General features: G+C 58.9%; 13 protein-coding genes. 3 read left to right on the forward strand and 10 right to left on the reverse strand.

What is annotated here, in order from left to right; all coding sequences use genetic code 11:
* Positions 1 to 219: hypothetical protein (locus VB144_02345; GenBank protein ID MEA4882496.1), on the forward strand; the 219-nt coding region annotated here is incomplete at its 5' end.
* A 92-nt stretch (positions 220 to 311) separates the two neighbouring features.
* On the opposite strand, the gene yunB is transcribed toward VB144_02345, so the two are convergent.
* From yunB to tyrS, 3 genes are all read right to left on the reverse strand, one after another.
* A complete protein-coding gene (gene yunB / locus VB144_02350; protein ID MEA4882497.1) occupies positions 312 to 995 on the reverse strand; it encodes a sporulation protein YunB in 684 nt (227 codons plus the stop codon).
* Between the two features lie 396 nt (positions 996 to 1,391).
* Complete coding sequence (gene fba / locus VB144_02355; GenBank protein MEA4882498.1) at positions 1,392 to 2,321, reverse strand: class II fructose-1,6-bisphosphate aldolase; 930 nt, start codon at positions 2,319 to 2,321, stop codon at positions 1,392 to 1,394.
* A gap of 19 nt (positions 2,322 to 2,340) precedes the next feature.
* Positions 2,341 to 3,561: a tyrosine--tRNA ligase gene (tyrS, locus tag VB144_02360; GenBank protein MEA4882499.1), complete on the reverse strand. Its 1,221-nt coding sequence runs from the start codon at positions 3,559 to 3,561 to the stop codon at positions 2,341 to 2,343.
* 130 nt (positions 3,562 to 3,691) lie between these two features.
* Between tyrS and VB144_02365 the strand changes: the two genes are divergently transcribed.
* On the forward strand, positions 3,692 to 5,974 hold the full coding sequence (locus VB144_02365) for a PBP1A family penicillin-binding protein (GenBank protein ID MEA4882500.1): 2,283 nt from the start codon (positions 3,692 to 3,694) through the stop codon (positions 5,972 to 5,974).
* A 239-nt stretch (positions 5,975 to 6,213) separates the two neighbouring features.
* On the opposite strand, the gene VB144_02370 is transcribed toward VB144_02365, so the two are convergent.
* The 7 genes from VB144_02370 to VB144_02400 form a co-directional block, all read right to left on the reverse strand.
* Positions 6,214 to 8,688 (reverse strand): endonuclease MutS2, encoded by a 2,475-nt coding sequence (locus VB144_02370; protein MEA4882501.1) that lies wholly within the window; start codon positions 8,686 to 8,688, stop codon positions 6,214 to 6,216.
* A gap of 77 nt (positions 8,689 to 8,765) precedes the next feature.
* Positions 8,766 to 11,054 carry a DUF3656 domain-containing protein gene (locus VB144_02375; GenBank protein ID MEA4882502.1) on the reverse strand — a complete coding sequence of 763 codons (2,289 nt, stop codon included), beginning with the start codon at positions 11,052 to 11,054 and terminating at the stop codon, positions 8,766 to 8,768.
* An 88-nt stretch (positions 11,055 to 11,142) separates the two neighbouring features.
* The gene (locus VB144_02380) at positions 11,143 to 11,697 is read right to left on the reverse strand and encodes a hypothetical protein (GenBank protein MEA4882503.1); all 555 of its coding nucleotides are present in this window, start codon (positions 11,695 to 11,697) and stop codon (positions 11,143 to 11,145) included.
* Between the two features lie 22 nt (positions 11,698 to 11,719).
* Entirely contained in the window at positions 11,720 to 12,424 is a 705-nt protein-coding gene (locus tag VB144_02385; GenBank protein ID MEA4882504.1) for a DUF421 domain-containing protein, read from the reverse strand.
* Positions 12,425 to 12,529: 105 nt separating this feature from the next.
* Positions 12,530 to 14,293: a DNA polymerase/3'-5' exonuclease PolX gene (gene polX / locus VB144_02390; GenBank protein MEA4882505.1), complete on the reverse strand. Its 1,764-nt coding sequence runs from the start codon at positions 14,291 to 14,293 to the stop codon at positions 12,530 to 12,532.
* Positions 14,259 to 14,828 (reverse strand): CvpA family protein, encoded by a 570-nt coding sequence (locus VB144_02395; protein ID MEA4882506.1) that lies wholly within the window; start codon positions 14,826 to 14,828, stop codon positions 14,259 to 14,261. The genes polX and VB144_02395 overlap by 35 nt, the downstream gene beginning before the upstream one ends.
* A gap of 17 nt (positions 14,829 to 14,845) precedes the next feature.
* The gene (locus VB144_02400; protein ID MEA4882507.1) at positions 14,846 to 15,148 is read right to left on the reverse strand and encodes a cell division protein ZapA; all 303 of its coding nucleotides are present in this window, start codon (positions 15,146 to 15,148) and stop codon (positions 14,846 to 14,848) included.
* Positions 15,149 to 15,359: 211 nt separating this feature from the next.
* Between VB144_02400 and glnA the strand changes: the two genes are divergently transcribed.
* Complete coding sequence (glnA, locus tag VB144_02405) at positions 15,360 to 16,691, forward strand: type I glutamate--ammonia ligase (protein MEA4882508.1); 1,332 nt, start codon at positions 15,360 to 15,362, stop codon at positions 16,689 to 16,691.
* Positions 16,692 to 16,769 lie beyond the last annotated feature (78 nt).

Consider the following 16,769-nt stretch of genomic DNA (forward strand, 5'->3'; position numbering starts at 1 on the left):
ATCAAACTCTCCAAAAAACCATCTCGCGATGACTCTTTCGAGTTTGTCGCGCTCTTATCTTCTCTAGTCGCCCGCAATTTCAAACTCTTGCTATCGACTTCAGGCTCCACGCTGTTTGGTTTTCAAGGAACATCCGCCGCTCATCGCAGGCGGCAATCGTTACTATACCATGCTGGTCTGCGGCGCGCAAGGGGGCCGGTGCGAAAAAGTGCTGAATGATCGAGGAAGCCAAGGCAATCCCTTCCGTCGCCGTCCCCAGGCCCCTTGCGCGAGCGTGCTCACGCATGCCATGAACCTATCACTCTGAGGGCCTACTTGCTGGGTGTTCCTGACCCTCCCGCGCTGCTCCCGTCCACCACCCCCGGATTGAGAACTCCCGGGATGATCTCGCCTACATTACCCGCATGAACGTAGAAGTTAGGAACGTCTCCTAGGATGATGGCCTCGGCAATCGGCATGCTCGATGCCACAATCACACTCGAGCTCACCAGCGGCACTAGTATCTTCACGTATGCTTCGATCTCAAGGAATATCCTGTGTCGGAGCTGGTTGATCCCTGCCGTGTCAAACTGGTCAGTCACTGTGGTGCTGACTACTCCTATGGGTATCATCCTAACCGTAAGCCAGGGGCCCATGTGAGCAAGAAGAGTGCTCCCGAGCACCTGCCCGAACGGAACCGAGATCTTCACGCTCTCGATGCCCCGCAGAGCGTCCTGTACCCTTGTTGTGGTGGTCGCGGCAATTCTGTTGATCTCCCCAGTATTCGGCTGAACCGCCACGATGTTGCCCTGGCCATCAGTTTTCCAGTCCATGAGGTCCTCGTACTTTATCTCCATCGCCCCGGCTTCTGAGAGAGCATCGTTCAGTGCCGATGTGGCGATTACCCTCGCCCGCGCCTCTGCGAGTTCCAATAGAGTCGGTTTCAGCCGGATTTCAACGAATACGAAGCCCGCGAAGCCAATCGCAATCAGTGCAGCGAACGCGAGGACCAGCATCCTCCTCACTCCAGCGCTGCCGCCACGCCGGAATCGAGTGCCTGAGAACGACCGGTCTAGGTCCTCCGTATCTTCGCGAAGACCGCCGCTTCCACTACCTCTGCCTCCGCTTCGTGCTCCATCTCTATGCCTTCCAAACGATCCTCTCCAGTGCATTCCTGATCGCCGCGCCTGTCTCCGCCAATGTCCCCCGCTGCGAAAGCGAGGCCTAAACCGGGGTGTCCTCGTTAGGCAAGACGTCAGCCTGATGAGCCAGGCTGGAGCCGGGAAACCCATCGGAAGTCTCATACACAAAAAAGACCACCCCTCCTGAGCCTATGCCGGAGGGGTGGTTTATCTGCATGTCTATATCCGTGTCTACATGCATGTCTGCGCGGGATCAGACACGCGCGGGGTTTAGGCAGCGCGCCCGCTGCTTCCGAACAGCTTCATCTTCGATGCCGCCACCGATTTGACCATGGCCATCGCTGGCTTCATGATGTCTCGGGGATCGGTCACCTCTGGCCTGACCGACAGGATCTCCCTGATGCTGGCAACGAACGCAAGCCTCATATCAGTGTCGATGTTGACCTTGTTTATGCCGCGCGAAATCGCCTCGACTATGCTGCTGTCGGGAATACCCTTGGAACCGGCCCAACGGGCTCCGAACCTCTCAGCAAGCTCCGTCACATCTGTCGGAACCCCTGAGGCGCCGTGCAGAACCAGAGGCATGCCCCCGACTTTCTCTTTGATCCTGGAGACCAGCTCAATGGCAAGAATAGGCTCGCCTTTGAACTTCCGTGGACCATGGGACGTGCCGATCGCCACTGCGAGAGAATCGACGCCAGTCCTGCTCACGAACTCCCGAGCCTCATCAGGATCGGTAAGGAGAGCATCACGCTCCGCCACCGCTACATTGTCCTCAATCCCCGCGAGTTTCCCGAGTTCCGCCTCTACGCTCACTCCGACCGCATGCGCGATCTCAACGGTCTTCTTTGTGATAGCCACATTCTCCTCGAAGGGTAGGTGGGAACCGTCGATCATCACAGAGGTGAACCCGTGCCGGATGCACCTGATGATAGTATCGAAATCGCGACCGTGATCCAGGTGAAGCACAACTGGCACATCCGCGCTCTCTGCGAGAGACCTGACCAGCCCGGATAACTCCCGAATTCCTGCGTAGGCAATGGCGCCCTCCGAGGCCTGAATTATCACCGGCGACCTCTGCTCCACGGCCGCCGCCACGACTGAACGGGCGAACTCAAGGTTGTTTACGTTGAAAGCGCCCACTGCGTACTTTCCCTCGTTCGCGCAGCGGAGAACCTCCACACCCGACACTAGACCCATGTTTCGCCACCCCCGTTGGTTATTTCGCGATGACCTTGGCGAATCGCCTTTTCCCCACCTTGATTATCATCCCATCCCTGGGCTCGATCTCAGAGGCAGGATCATCCACGCGAGTGTCATCGATCCGCACCCCACCCTGATCGATCAGGCGCCTGGCCTCCCCATTGCTAGCAGCAAGCCCGACTGCCACAATCAGCTTGGCAACGGGAATCTTCCCATTGGCGTACTGATCTTTTCCTAGGCTGACGGAAGGAATGTCCTCTGGGAGTTCATGCTTGCAGAACACCCTGTCGAACTCCTGCTCCGCCCCTCGGCTGGCCTCGACTCCGTGGAACTGCATCACTAACCTCGAGGCTAGCCGCCGCTTGGCCGCCATGGGATGAAGCGATCCCGACTTCAGGCCCTGCTCTATCTCTATCTTCTCCTCTAGCGGCATCGTGGTCGCAGAGTCGACGTACGGCACGATCAGCTGATCGGGAACGGACATGGTCTTGCCGAAGATCTCAGCGGGGGACTCGTTGATCCCGATGTAGTTTCCCAGGCTCTTGCTCATCTTCTGGACACCGTCAAGGCCAGGCAGGATCGGCGTCAGGACAACGCACTGCCCTTCCTGTCCATATTCACGCTGAAGCGTCCGGCCCATAAGGTTGTTGAACTTCTGGTCGGTTCCGCCGAGCTCCACATCAGCCTCGAGCGCAATGGAATCGTATGCCTGCATGAGCGGATAGAAGAACTCATGAATCCCTATTGGCCTGCCCTCTCGATACCTGTTTTCGAAATCGTCGCGTTCGAGCATTCGGGCCACAGTCACTTTGGCAGCAAGCTCAATCACATCGGCGAACGTAAGCTTCGCAAGCCATTCGGAGTTGAACACGACCCTGGTCCGCTCGCAGTCGAGGATCTTGAAGATCTGAGTCTCATACGTCTTGGCATTCGCCTTCACTTCATCCTCAGATAGCTGCCTGCGGGTCTCCGACTTTCCAGTCGGATCTCCGATTCTGCCTGTGAAATCACCGATTACTATGATGGCCTCATGCCCCATGTCCTGGAACTGACGCATTTTCTGGAGCACAACAGTGTGGCCTATGTGGATGTCGGGCGCTGATGGATCCAGGCCCAGTTTCACTCGGAGAGGCCTGCCACTCTTCTGCGACTTCCTGAACTTCTCCGCTAGGTCCTCTTCAGAGATGACCTCTGCAGCGCCTCTCTTGATTATGTTCAGCTGCTCTACGGGATCCATAAACTGACACGCCCCCTGCACCCCAACTGTATCCTTAGTCTAGCACAGCGCTGCGCTGAGGGTCAACGAAAGCGCCCTGGCTATGTTATAATGGGTCGTAATTCTAAGCTGAGGAGGCCCCGAGTCAATCATGCATTCCAACACGCGGGGTTCATTTCAGATAATCGGGATAATGCTTGTGATCTTGCTTCTTGTCACGGTCGGTGCGGCCGCCGCCGTGATGTCGAGTTATCTCAAGAACGCCCCGAGCCTTGACGATGTGCGGGACGTGAAACAGCGTGCTAGCCTTCCTACCGTCGTTTACGACGCGAACGGGAAGGTGCTCACTAAGCTGATGATCGAAAACCGGATCTGGGTGCCGCTCTCCAGCATATCCCCTGATCTGATCGACGCAGTGATCGCAGTTGAGGACCATACGTTCTATGAGCACCACGGAATCAGCGTCAGGCGAATCCTGGGCGCATTGTGGTACGACATCAGGCACATGTCCACTGACCAAGGCGCAAGCACTATCACCGCGCAGCTGGCCAGGAATGTGTTCCTTTCCATGGAGAAGACACTCAATAGGAAGATATACGAGGCCATGTACGCGTTCCAACTCGAGCGGAAGTACACCAAGGACGAGATCCTTGAATACTACCTGAACTGGGTGTACTTCGGCCACGGCACATATGGAGTTGAGGCAGCCTCACAGCTCTTCTTCGGGAAGCATGCAAGCGAACTGAGTACGAACGAGGCAGCGCTTCTCGCTGGAGTCCCGAAGGGCGCCGAGATCTACTCTCCATTGAAGAACCCCGAGAAGGCCAATGGGCGCCGCAAGGTAGTGCTCCGCCGCATGGTGGAGGTATTCCAGGACGATCCGAGGCCAGCCAAGCGGGAAGCGGCCCAGCGGGCAGCCCTTGCGCTGGCAGCCGATAAGGATCCTGTATTGGCTGACCAGAAGAAGCCGAACACCGTGGGCAGGTACGCGGTATTCATGATCCGTGACTATCTGATCTCCCAGTACGGCTCCGAACGAGTGTACCGAGGCGGAATGAGCGTAAAGACCACCATAGACCTGAACGCTCAGCGCGCAGCGGAACAGGCGTTCGCGTCTCTCCTGCCTAAGGGCAGGGTCGAGTCGCGCAAGGACGGCCGCGGCGACATCACGTACCCGCAAGGCGCACTCATAGCGATCAACGCCCAGACCGGGCAGATACGGGCCATCGTTGGTGGACGTGGCGAAGATGAGTACAACAGGGCGATTAGGGCAGAGCGTTCCCCTGGCTCCACAATCAAGCCCTTCGTATACTCCGCCGCGATTGACGCCGGGTACACCCCTGCAAGCATAGTGACAGATCAGCCCCTCTCCTTTCCGATGGGCGATGGAGGGGTGTGGGCCCCCAAGAACTTCAGCGGGAAGTTCCAGGGGCAGATGACGCTCAGGCATGCTCTGGAGCAGTCGGTGAACATGATTGCGATCCAACTGCTCCGCGACTTAGGCCCCAAGCGTGTGATCGATCTAGCCAAGAAAATGGGCATAACGTCCCTCGTTGAGTCGGGCCAAAGGAACGACGTCGGGTTGGCCCTGGCCCTTGGAGGCCTCACCCGAGGAATCAAGCCTATAGAGATGGTCGAAGCCTACAGCGCCCTCGCGAACGGCGGAGCCAAGGTGAAGCCGTACTTTATCATCGAGGTCCGCGGCGCAGACGGCGGATTGCTAGAATCGTCAGTTCCCAAAAGAGAGATAGTGCTCGACGAGCGCACCGCCTACATCATGGTGGACATGATGAAAGGCGTCATCTCCAGCCCTAAGGGGACCGGGAAGCGCGCCAGCATTGGCCGACCCGCAGCAGGGAAAACCGGCACGAGCGACAGCAACACCGATGCCTGGTTCGTGGGTTTCACCCCGGACATGGTGACAGCGGTCTGGATCGGCGAGGATACCACGAGGGAAATGAGATACCCCGGCATAGGGGTAGTGGGTAGCTCCAAGGCAGCGGAGATATGGGCGGCATTCATGAAGAAGGCCCTCAATGGAGTTCCGGCCCGCGATTTCCCGATGCCACAGGGCATATCCACCGGGGTTAGGATATGTGAAAGCTCTGGCAAGCTCGCGTCTAGCAACTGCCCTGCCGACCGCGTGGTCGAGGAGAAGTTCGTGTCAGGCACTGAGCCTGTAGAGGAATGTCCAATTCACGGTCGTGGCGGGTATTCGGGTACGCCAGATGGCAATACATGGGGTGATAGGAGTGTACCAGGCCTCAATCCTTCTCAGCCCCAACCCACTTCGCCGACTGATGCTCTCGAGTCTGATAAGCAGCCCGTTGCCGAGCTGGCTCCGAACCCTCCCGCCGAAAGCGAAACGTGGACTCTTGGTCAGCCACTATCTGAGCTGAACCAGCAGACCACAGTTCCGCCCACAGAGCCCTAGGCCAGCGGGATCAGTCACCTGCTAAGTGATTCAGCCAAATCCCGTCCCGATCCCATCTTCGGCGCCCTTGATGGGATCGGGACGGACGTTCTTTCACCCGAAATACTTGGAGCCAGACAAAGCGAGATAGGGATTCAGCAAGCTGCAGCCGGGAGCTGTATACGGGGCTTCCTGGCTGCGCGGCTGTGAGCGGCGGGAGAATGGACGACGTGCGTGTGCTTCGCCCATCTCCATCCATGCTACGACCGCTGGAATGATACGACAGTGACGCCATCGCCGCCTTCGCCCGCCTCGCCGCTCCTGATGCTCACTGCCCTGCGGTCCCCGGCCAGCTGCGAGCGGACAGCCTCACGAAGTGCTCCTGTGCCCTTCCCGTGTATCACCCTCGCTCTGGGAATGCCCGAAAGCACCGCATCGTCTAGATACTTGTCCACCGCGTCGAGAGCCTCGTCTACTCGCATCCCTCTCAGGTCAAGTTCTGAAGAGATGGTACGGGCGCGATCAATCTCCAGCATCGCGACGCCCCCCACTGGCTCGCGGGGCAATCCGGCGCCTCTCTCGCCCCTAGCTCGCGGGAGTGGCTTGGCCCTCCTGAGAGATGCGCGCGCAACGTTCACGCGCATCGGACCCATGGCGACGACGAACTCGTCCTGCCCAGATGCGTCCAGAACAACGCCACGCTGACCCAAGGAGATGATCTCCACCTCATCTCCTGGCTGGATCCGCGTGGACTCATCCCACGCGCCTTCAGCCTCGGCTGAGAGGGCCTCGTCTGACGAAGATGTCGCGATTCCGCCCTCATTCCCCGGGGATAGCTCTCGACCTATGTCACGCAGGGCATCGAGATCCCGTCTGCTTGCACGTATGGCCTCATCCAGGTCAGCCCGGCTGCTTCCTGAGCCCGCTGCAGCAATCGCGCTTGCCCGTTCTGTCTGCACGGCACGGATCTGCGCGATGATCTGCTCGGCCTCCCTCCGGGCATACTGAACCACCGAGTCTGCCTCGGCCCGCGCCTTCCTGGCAATCTCGGCCTTTTCCAGCTGGAGCTTTCTCATCTGCTCCTCGTATTTGTCCTTCAGCTGAAGGTATCTTGAGCGGAGCCCTTCCGCATCGGATCGTGCCGCGGCCGCCCGGTCGTGCTCCTCTTTGAGAGTGGTTATCATCTCCTCTACTCTCTGACCACTGGCGCCAACGTGCGATCTGGCGGATCCGATTATGTCACCTGGGAGCCCCAGCCTCTCAGCAATCGCAAAGGCATTGGATGAACCGGGAACCCCAATGGACAGCCGATACGTGGGCCTGAGTGTCTCAACGTTGAACTCGACGCTGGCGTTGCTCATTCCCTCAGTCGTGTGGGCAAACACTTTGAGCTCGCTGTAGTGGGTAGTCGCTACAGTCCGAGCTCCGGCGGCGTGAAGGCGTTCAAGTATCGACATGGCCAGAGCGGCGCCCTCCTGTGGATCGGTTCCCGCCCCAAGCTCGTCGAGGAGCACGAGCGAACTGCCTTCCACCCTGCCGAGTATGTCCACGATATGTGTGAGATGCGAGGAAAACGTGGACAGGCTCTGCTCTATGCTTTGCTCATCCCCGATGTCCGCAAATACCTGCTCGAACACAGCGGCTTCACTGCCCGGCTCTGCCGGGATATGCAACCCCGACTGAGCCATGAGGGTGAGCAGCCCGATGGTCTTCAGAGTAACCGTCTTTCCTCCAGTATTCGGCCCAGTGATGACGAGCGTGTTGAAGGTCTTCCCTAGGTACGGATCAATTGGGACTACATCCCCTCTCAGGAGAGGGTGACGCGCCCCGACGAAACTGATTACGCCCTCCTCGTTGATCTCGGGCCGGACTCCATCCATATTCTGAGATAGCTTGCCTCGGCCGACCATGAAATCGATGCGTCCGACAGCCTCCAGGGTCCTCGTAAACCGGTCTCCCATGGCCGCCACTCGGCTGGAGAGGTCAGCAAGAATCCGCTCTATCTCAGCCTCCTCTTCAGCAATTGCCTGCCTCAGGTCATTGTTCAGCTCCAGCACAGACATTGGCTCCATGAACACAGTCGCCCCTGATGCCGACTGGTCGTGGACAATTCCGGACACTTGCCCGCGCATCTCTGAGCGAATCGGGACAACGAAACGGCCATTCCTGATGCTGACGACCGGATCCTGAAGGAGTTTGCCCCACTCGGGGGATCGTACGATAGAGTCCAGAGTCTCCCGAACCTTGCTGTTCAGGTTGCGAATCTTCAGCCTTATGCTTCGGAGCGCAGAACTCGCAGAGTCAAGCACGTCTCCAGAATCAGATATGGCGGCGCCGATGGCGTGCTCGAGGTCTCCGAAGGTCTCGATTCCCGCGGCAGCATCCACAAGTATTGGGTAGTCAGGCCCCAGCTCTGCAAGGGACTTCTTCAGGCGCCTCGACGAGGAAATGGTGGACTCCACCTCCAGCAGTTGTCCACCTGTGAGCGTAGCGCCTCGGATTGCCCTTTCCACGTCTTCGCGGATATCGCGAATCCCGCCAAGAGGTATCTGCTTTCCTAGGTCCAAAACCGCCCTGGCCTCTGTGGTCTCCGACTGCATCTCATCAATCATGGCCCGCTCAGCCAAGGGCAAGAGCTCCCGTGCGCGTTGCTTGCCAAGCCCACAGGCCATGCACTCTTCGAGCATTACCTTAACCTTCTCGTATTCCAGAACGCGGAGTGAACGTTCGTCCATTCGACTCCCTCCGTACTCCAAGCTAGACGCATCTAAAGCGGCATTGCCCGACCGCGCCGCCGCTTCGTGTCACATAATCAAACCCCCGGCTCCAACGTAAGTCCCCCGCCGGGCTCCGCCTTCCGAGCCTCCACATACGCACTTGCGACAGCCCTTACCAGTGATGAGCTGCAACATCGCAGATCTAGCCACGCAGAGCCTATCCCCATATTCCGTAACCTGGGAATCTGCTCCACAATGCATAGATCCACGCTGTTTCGCAGGTGCATCCTGCATGATAGATCACACAGAATAGGGAATCGCGCCCCAGTCCGGTCCATCAGTGAGTATCGTGCTTTGGTGCATGGCGCGGAACATGGGTTGCTGCCCGTCCTTCCCCCGAGCACTGCGCCAAGCACGCACTGCTCCGACACCATGAGCTCCAGCGCTCCATGGGCCATCACTCCACACTTCCATGGGACAGTGGCCTCGGCGATCACCCCAACGTCGTCCAGTGTGAGCCCAGGCGGGAGAAGGAAGTACTCCACACCGCGCTCCGCAAGCTCTCCCATGGCCACTGAGTTCATCACCGGCATGGTCCAATCGGAAACGACAAAGCCCCCGTATAGCTCCGACGCGAAGCCAACCAGGCCAAGGTTCGCCACGAACGCTCCATCTGCCCCTGCGTCGTGCGCTCTGCGCATGTCTTCGCGGACCTGTGGAATCTCGCAATCGCTGACTATTCGCGGGGTAGCCCACAGCAATCTCGCGCCATCACGTTCTCGGTGAACCGCATCCACAGCTTCCGCGATATCCGCTGCGGTTAGCCTCTGCGCCGGCTCGAACACCTCTCCGCCGACGGAAACCCAATCCGCGCCTGCATCAACCGCAGCGTGCACACCACCTAGATCTGAGACACGCACCGCAACCGTCAGTTGTTCGTCAGCACCCCAGTCGGCATCACGGCGTTCACGACCGTCCCTCGCGATTCCGGTGACCAAGCGCGCCGCCGCCTCCGCCGACTCGCTCTCAGGGATCGGCGCCCGCCTGTGCCGGCAGATTCTCAAGTCAGCCAGGGACTTCACAGCTGTCCTCCTGACCTCATTGATCTCACGTATCGGGACTATCACGCGTCCATCCAGCTCGCACAGAAGCTCGTGGAGGACAAAGGGGGTATTGCCAAGGCGCGATAGCTGCTTGTGCACGTAGTCGTATGTCAATGGGGTGCGATCCGCAGCGATGCCCTCGATGCTGCCCTCAGTTGTGACGCAGTTTCCGTCGGAATCAGTGACACTCAGCAACAGCCTGTGCCCAACTGCCGCCTTCGCCCGTGCACTTATCGGGACCTTCCTATCTGATTCGCCGACTCCGCTTGCCCTGCCGAACGACTCCACCCGGTCAACACGAACCCCGCTGCCGCCGCACCTGCTCACGCTCATCATGTCGGCGCCCTGGTTTCGGTCGAGGTATCCAGTGGTAAGATCGCAGCCACATGCCGCTTCCAGTTCGTCCACTTCGGCTTCGATGACCCCGAAATCATCCGGCGCCTCCGCGAGCCGGTCAAGGGCCGCCCGGTACACTCGGGTTGCGGCCCATATCTCCTCAGGGTTTCCGGAAGCTCCTTCGAGCGTAATCCCTGCCACTCCGGAAACAGCAAGCTCTCTGAGCAGCGGCAATGCAGCAAGATGCTTGGCCTTCAGCAACTGAGTTCCAGGCTGTCGCAGATCAGAGCAGGCATCTGAACCGCACACCAGCGAGTAATCCTGCCGGCATGGAGCGGCACATCGCCCACGGACTGCTCCACCGTGGCCATTGGCGCCGCCAATGAGGCATTGCCCTGAGTAGCCCGCACAGAGACCACTGTATATGGGCGCCTCAAGCTCCATGGACGTACTTCGGCAGAGCACGGAGATCTGGGCTATTGAGAGTTCAGCGCCAAGAATCGCCCTGACAAATCCCATGCCCTCAAGAGACGCAAGAGCATCAGAGTTGTTGACCGTCATACCGGCGCTTGCATGCAGAGGCAGCTCTGGATATGCCGCCCTCACAATCGCAGCCATGCCCAGATCCCGCAGCACCAGGGCATCTGCGCCCCATGTGTGGAGCAGCCCTGCAAGGCGCCTCGCGTCATCGAGGTCGTTCTGGCTTATCAGAGTGTTCAGAGCGATGTATGCCCGAACGCCGCGGAGGTGGCAGTGGTTGATGACCTGTTCCACTTCCCCTTCCCTGTCACCGAAATCGGCTGCGCCGTGCACCCTGCCGGGTAGAGTGACGCCTATGAGAATGGAGTCTGCTCCGGCGGCCACAGCCGCTGCCATGGAGTCCCACGATTCCACCTGCGCCAGGAGTTCCGGAACTGGCTGAACCGCGCAATGCATTATCCCCATCCAACTCGCCTCCGGATGAGCGTCCATATGAAAAACGGGCCAGGGCAGACGCCCCGGACCCGTCATGAGTCTGAGAGGCTCCACTACATTATAGCAGAACACTCGCCGCCCGACGGACATCATCCTCCCTGGCATTCTGGCTGAGCCACTCCACGTACCCTCTATCAGCAGAGAGAATCTCCCCCAGAGTGCGTCCGGAGTATTTGCCGAATCTGATCATGGTGTCCTCAGGAGAGGAGTCGCCGTCGCCTGCGTCGACAGGGGAGTCGTCAATGGCGGCGTCATCCTCAGGTTCGGAACCGCCCAACTCCTCTACTGCTGCCATGTCAACTCCTACCGCGTCCCGCATCGCCCGGGCCTTGGCCCTTGTGGCGGCCATGCGAAGCAGGTGCGGCTGAATGGACCTTGACACATTCTCCGGAGATGCATCGCCAACCTCCGTGAACACGCCATCGCTTGTCTCGACCTCAGCCGCGACCACCGCATACATCGAGTTCTCTTTCGAAGGCAGTTGCACTATCCTCGTGGTGATTCGCCTGAGCCCTCGCTCCCGGGCAAGCTGCAGCACTCCCCCGTAAAGGATGAAATCGCGTCCTGAGAGACTCCTGACGAACTTCTCCCGAAATTCGTGCGTCAGTTCCATTCTCCCCACCCCGCCTTCATCTCTACTGGCCTCGTTCTAGCTCATCCAGGGATATCTCGTTCTTCAGGGTAACGTACAGCTCTCCGTCGCTGGAAATGCTTGCGAGGAAGACATCACTTAGGTCATGAACATCCTTCTGCTCCAGCCTGTCTTTGAGCTGCTTCACGGTGAGATCCACCATCTTCAGGTAGTGATACTGAATCCTGCCATCGGCGACCAGGGGATATGCCGGCCCCTCGTAGTCAGTCGCCATGGATAGATCCTCCGGAGTCACTGGCCTCTTCTGCGACTTCAGCAGAACGGACAGCCTCCCGGATGGCTCAAGGAAAGCGGACTCCACGTCAGCCACATCGAACACGTCTTTGTCGCGGAGCTGAGTCATGAGGTCGTTGATATTATACCGGAGCTTCCGCATGTTCCCTTCCATGAGTTTCCCATCCTCGACTATGACGGTCGGCTCACCGATTACAATCTTCCTGATCCCCGGGCACTTCAGGCATGTCGCAGCCACCAGCACTTCTACAGCTGCGAGTATCCCTATGGGAACAAGGCCATGGCCCAGGGGAATGTCGTGATTCTGAAGGGGAATGGCGCCAAGCTCAGCAATCATGATCGCAACAACTAGGTCGAATGGGGAGAGGTTGCCGATTTCGCGCTTGCCCATGAAGCGCATGGCCACCAGGACGAAAAAGTAGACCACAAGTGATCTTACTATCGCGTGAAGCATTCATGCCTCCAGAAAGAAGAACTCGCGCGCAGCGCATACAATGAGTATGCCCATACGCGCACCGGGGGCATTCCAGGGAAAGCGCAGCCTGTCCCTCTCCTCCTGCTACTGGCCTGACGTAGATCTGTGCGATGACAACCATGCCAAGAGGTCGGGGCAGCTTAAGGTGTTGAGCACGTTCCGAGGCTCGAGCCACGCCCTCCTCCCAACCCACACTCCGTATTCGATGTTCCGAAGCTCATCAGGCGAGTGGGAATCGGTATCGATGGATATCATGACCCCTGCGTCTCGGGCGGCCTTCGCATGTTCATCGGAGAGATCGAGCCTGTCCGGATAGGAGTTGATCTCCAGAGCGGCGCCCGTGGCTGCGGCCTCCCTAATGATAGCGTCCATGTCCACGTCATATCCAGGCCGCTTGCCCAGGAGTCGTCCAGTGGGGTGCGCAATGATGTCCACATTTGGGTTGTTCATCGCTCGGATGATGCGTCGGGTGATCGTGTCCCGATCCTGCTGGAATCCGCTGTGTATTGATGCGATCACTACGTCGAGCTGCGAGAGGATCTCATCGGAGAAATCCAAGCCGCCGTCTTTGAGGATATCTACTTCCGTTCCTGCCAGCACCCGTATTCCTCCGGATCCCTGCTGGCCTGCCCTGTCGCCCGCACGCCTGTCCATCCTTCGAACCTCGTCAAGCTGTTCGAGAAGGCGCTCCCCTGCCAGCCCATGGGCTACGCCCAGAGAATGCGAGTGATCCGTGATGGCCAGGTATTCATGCCCCATGGATCTGGCTGCCTCCGCCATTTCCGAGATGGACGCGACTCCATCACTCCAGCTGGTATGTGCGTGGAGATCACCACGAATGGAGCTCCTCTCAATCAAGTGCGGAAGCGCGTGCGATGCGGCCGCCTCGATCTCACCCCTGTCCTCACGCAGCTCCGGAGGAATGTAGTCCATCTCGAGGAGTGCATACAGCTCCTCTTCGCTTTCGACCGGCAGTCGCTCGGCGACGCCATCCCGAAATACCCCGTATTCGTTGATCTTGAGCCCGCGCCGTCCGGCTACTCCCCTCAGCCTCACGTTGTGCTCCTTGGACCCTGTGAGATGATGCAAGGCTGAGGCGTACTCCTCTAGGGAGACGACTCGCAGGTCGCAGCTGATCCCTTTCTCGGTGACCCCTGTCGCTTTCGTCTCGCCCATCGCAGTGATCTCCCGGAACACGTCGATGGAAGCGAAGGCCTTCATGGCGGATCCACCATCGCTTCCGGCCGCCACCACATCGATGTCGCCGACTGTGTCCCGCCTCCTCCTGAGGCTTCCAGCAATGCTGACACGTTCAACGCCAGCCGCAGCTGCAAGATCTGCCACAATCCGTTCTGCCAATGGGATCACGGAGTACAGCGGGTGGCGTCCTCCAGTTGACTGCATTGCTCTGATGGCCCTGATGATGTTCGCCTCAGTCTTGGCGCCAAATCCAGGAACCGCCCGGATTCTGTGAGCGCGCGCTGCCTCGGCAAGCTCGGCCACATCCTGGATTCCGAGGGCCTCATGCAGTTTCCAAGCTGCTTTCGGCCCAATCCCTGGCGCCGCGGTCAGTGCGAGTATGGCCGCTGGGACCTGCGAGCGCAGCTTCTCAAGGTACTCCAGTCGTCCCGTAGTGCTGATCTCCCTTATCTTCGAGAGCAAGGCCTCGCCCACTCCCGGGATGCTCTTCGGGTCCTGCTCGAGCACCTCAATAGCAGGCTCTGCCAGGGCCGTCAGGGCCTCCGCAGCCCGTGTGTACGCTCTGACCTTGAACTGATTCTCACCCAGAAGCTCCAGGAGATCCGCGATCTGCTCAAAGTACGCTGCGATTGCCCGGTTTGATATCAAAGCCCTTAGTACCTCCAAGCCCGGGTATGGTGAGGTCTGGTGGGATGAACCGCTCCAACTCGCCCCACACTGCCGGTGCAAACCTAAGGAGTTGCACGGCCAGGGGAGACCTCTCAATCGTTCGGTTGACATCGGGAAGGCCGACTGATACCGCCACTACAAGCACGATGCTTATGAGCAAGCATCCGCGGGCCACTCGCAACGCCGCCCCTCCCAAGCCGTTCAGAGCGGAGAGCCCTGGAGCTTTCATCACCGTGGAGAGCCCGTGACCTATCAGGTCGACGATAATCATTATGGCAACAAACACGCCAAGAAATCCGAGAACATCCGGAGCAGGCTGGCGCAGCTTGGGAAACCATGCAAGAAGCACAGTTCCTACCGCCCGGTAGAACCGTGCACCGGCAAGCACCGCGAGCACGGCGCCTATCAACCCTGCGGCCTGCCTCACCAGCCCACGGCTGAACCCGACCACGAAGTCGGAAGCCAGGATAAACAGAAGCACGGCAGACAGCCAATCGATCGATGAAAGGCTCAAGTGCGTTCACCCCGCCCTCAGATCTGTTCCAGAAGCCTTAGAAGGTCGGCAGCTCTTCTCTTCGACGATTCGAGCTCATCTGCGATATTGAGCGCGGCGAGCACCGCCGCCTGCTGCAACGACAGCCTCTGGTTCGACTCCGCAATCCGTCGCATCCTGGCATCGACATTGCGCGCGATGCCCTCGATGTAATCGGAATCAGCATCTCCCCGAATCACATACTCCTCGCCCATGATGAGCGCACTTACTTTCGCGGCATCCTTGCCTGCCTTCGGCGCCACGTCTCCCAAGTAGACCACCCTCTCGTTGGTTCGTGCCATAGAGTGTTATCCACGTACGCCCATAATCCTCCTTGCCCAGATGGGTTCACACTGCTCGTCCTGGGCATTGACGTTTCCATTCGGGCCCGGATCCGCACGGCGCATACAACTGGGCCGACTTCGGACCAGAAAATGGGTTGACACCGAATCCGCCCGGTGATAGTATCGACCTCATAATAATCCGCACCGGTCATACGTGAGGTGACAACAGATGCCAAATTACACGCGAAGCGACATCCTTTCAATGGCAAGAGAGCAGAATGTCCAGTTCATAAGGTTGCAGTTTACTGACATGCTCGGATGCGTCAAGAACGTCGAAATCCCCGCTACCCAGCTTGAGAGGGCAATAGATCGGGGGGCCATGTTCGATGGCTCCTCAATCGAAGGGTTCGCCCGAATCCATGAGTCAGATATGAATCTCAGGCCCGACCTGTCGACGTTCGCAATATACCCCTGGAAGCACGGCGAACGCGCAATAGCCAGGCTGATCTGCGACGTATGCAACAATGACGGCGCCCCGTTTGAGGGAGACCCCAGGCGAATCCTCCACCGTGCTGTTGCAGACGCCGCCAGCATGGGATATGAAGTGATGGTCGGACCAGAATGTGAGTTCTTCCTCTTCACTCAGGACCAGGCTGGCCTTCCAACGGTGCACACAGGGGATCAAGCTGGCTACTTCGACCTGTACCCCCGCGACCACGGCGAGGATGCCCGAAGAGACATCGTCCTCGCACTAGAGGACATGGGTTTCCGCGTGGAAGCGGCCCATCACGAACTAGCGCCCGGGCAGCATGAGATAGACTTCGAGTATTCCGATGCCATGACAGCGGCTGACAATGTGACCACTCTCAAGTTCATCACCAAGGTCGTGGCGCGCAACCATGGCCTCCACGCCACATTCATGCCAAAGCCGATAACAGGGATAGCAGGATCAGGAATGCACGTGAACTTGTCTCTGTTCTCGCAGGGCGCAAACGCCTTCTTCGATCAGTCCGCACTCCACGGCCTGTCCGATACTGCCCTCTTCTTCATAGAAGGGCTGCTATCTCATTCGAAAGCACTCGCCGCCGTGACCAACCCCACCGTAAACTCATACAAACGGCTGGTGCCCGGGTACGAGGCCCCGGTCTACGTGTGCTGGTCAGAGGGGAACCGTACGTCTCTTTGTCGAGTGCCATCGAGCCGCGGAGCTAACACAAGAGTTGAGCTTCGCTCCCCGGATTCGTCGTGCAACCCATACATGGCTTTCGCGGCGATCATCGCATCAGGGCTTGACGGCGTCAGAAAGCAAACGCCCCCTCCCAGTCCGGTGCGGAAGAACACTTACCGGATGTCGCCTGATGAGAGGGCGCAGGATGGAATAGCGAGCCTGCCCGGGTCCTTGAGTGAGGCCCTCGACTGGCTCGCAAAGGATCAGATTCTGGTCTCGGCAATAGGAGAGCCTCTGTATCATCGGTTCGTGAAAGCTCGCAGGCTCGAGTGGGAAGGCTATCAGACCAATGTGCACCCATGGGAGCTCGACAGGTATCTGACCACTCTATAGGCAAGATGCACTCAGGTCACACGGGGGGCGCCGTCAGGCGCCTCCCCGGCCCCGGACCAATGGCGCGCCCCGCGCCTT

It is taken from the genome of Clostridia bacterium (assembly GCA_034926675.1).
Taxonomy (GTDB): domain Bacteria; phylum Bacillota; class DTU025; order DTU025; family DTU025; genus JAYFQW01.

Excerpts from the sequence above, each read along its gene's own strand:
- yunB (MEA4882497.1), bottom strand. The coding sequence starts at position 995 with ATGCTGGTCCTCGCGTTCGCTGCACTGATTGCGATTGGCTTCGCGGGC.
- fba (MEA4882498.1), bottom strand. The coding sequence starts at position 2,321 with ATGGGTCTAGTGTCGGGTGTGGAGGTTCTCCGCTGCGCGAACGAGGGA.
- tyrS (MEA4882499.1), bottom strand. The coding sequence starts at position 3,561 with ATGGATCCCGTAGAGCAGCTGAACATAATCAAGAGAGGCGCTGCAGAG.
- VB144_02365 (MEA4882500.1), top strand. The coding sequence starts at position 3,692 with ATGCATTCCAACACGCGGGGTTCATTTCAGATAATCGGGATAATGCTT.
- VB144_02370 (MEA4882501.1), bottom strand. The coding sequence starts at position 8,688 with ATGGACGAACGTTCACTCCGCGTTCTGGAATACGAGAAGGTTAAGGTA.
- VB144_02375 (MEA4882502.1), bottom strand. The coding sequence starts at position 11,054 with ATGGGGATAATGCATTGCGCGGTTCAGCCAGTTCCGGAACTCCTGGCG.
- VB144_02380 (MEA4882503.1), bottom strand. The coding sequence starts at position 11,697 with ATGGAACTGACGCACGAATTTCGGGAGAAGTTCGTCAGGAGTCTCTCA.
- VB144_02385 (MEA4882504.1), bottom strand. The coding sequence starts at position 12,424 with ATGCTTCACGCGATAGTAAGATCACTTGTGGTCTACTTTTTCGTCCTG.
- VB144_02400 (MEA4882507.1), bottom strand. The coding sequence starts at position 15,148 with ATGGCACGAACCAACGAGAGGGTGGTCTACTTGGGAGACGTGGCGCCG.
- glnA (MEA4882508.1), top strand. The coding sequence starts at position 15,360 with ATGCCAAATTACACGCGAAGCGACATCCTTTCAATGGCAAGAGAGCAG.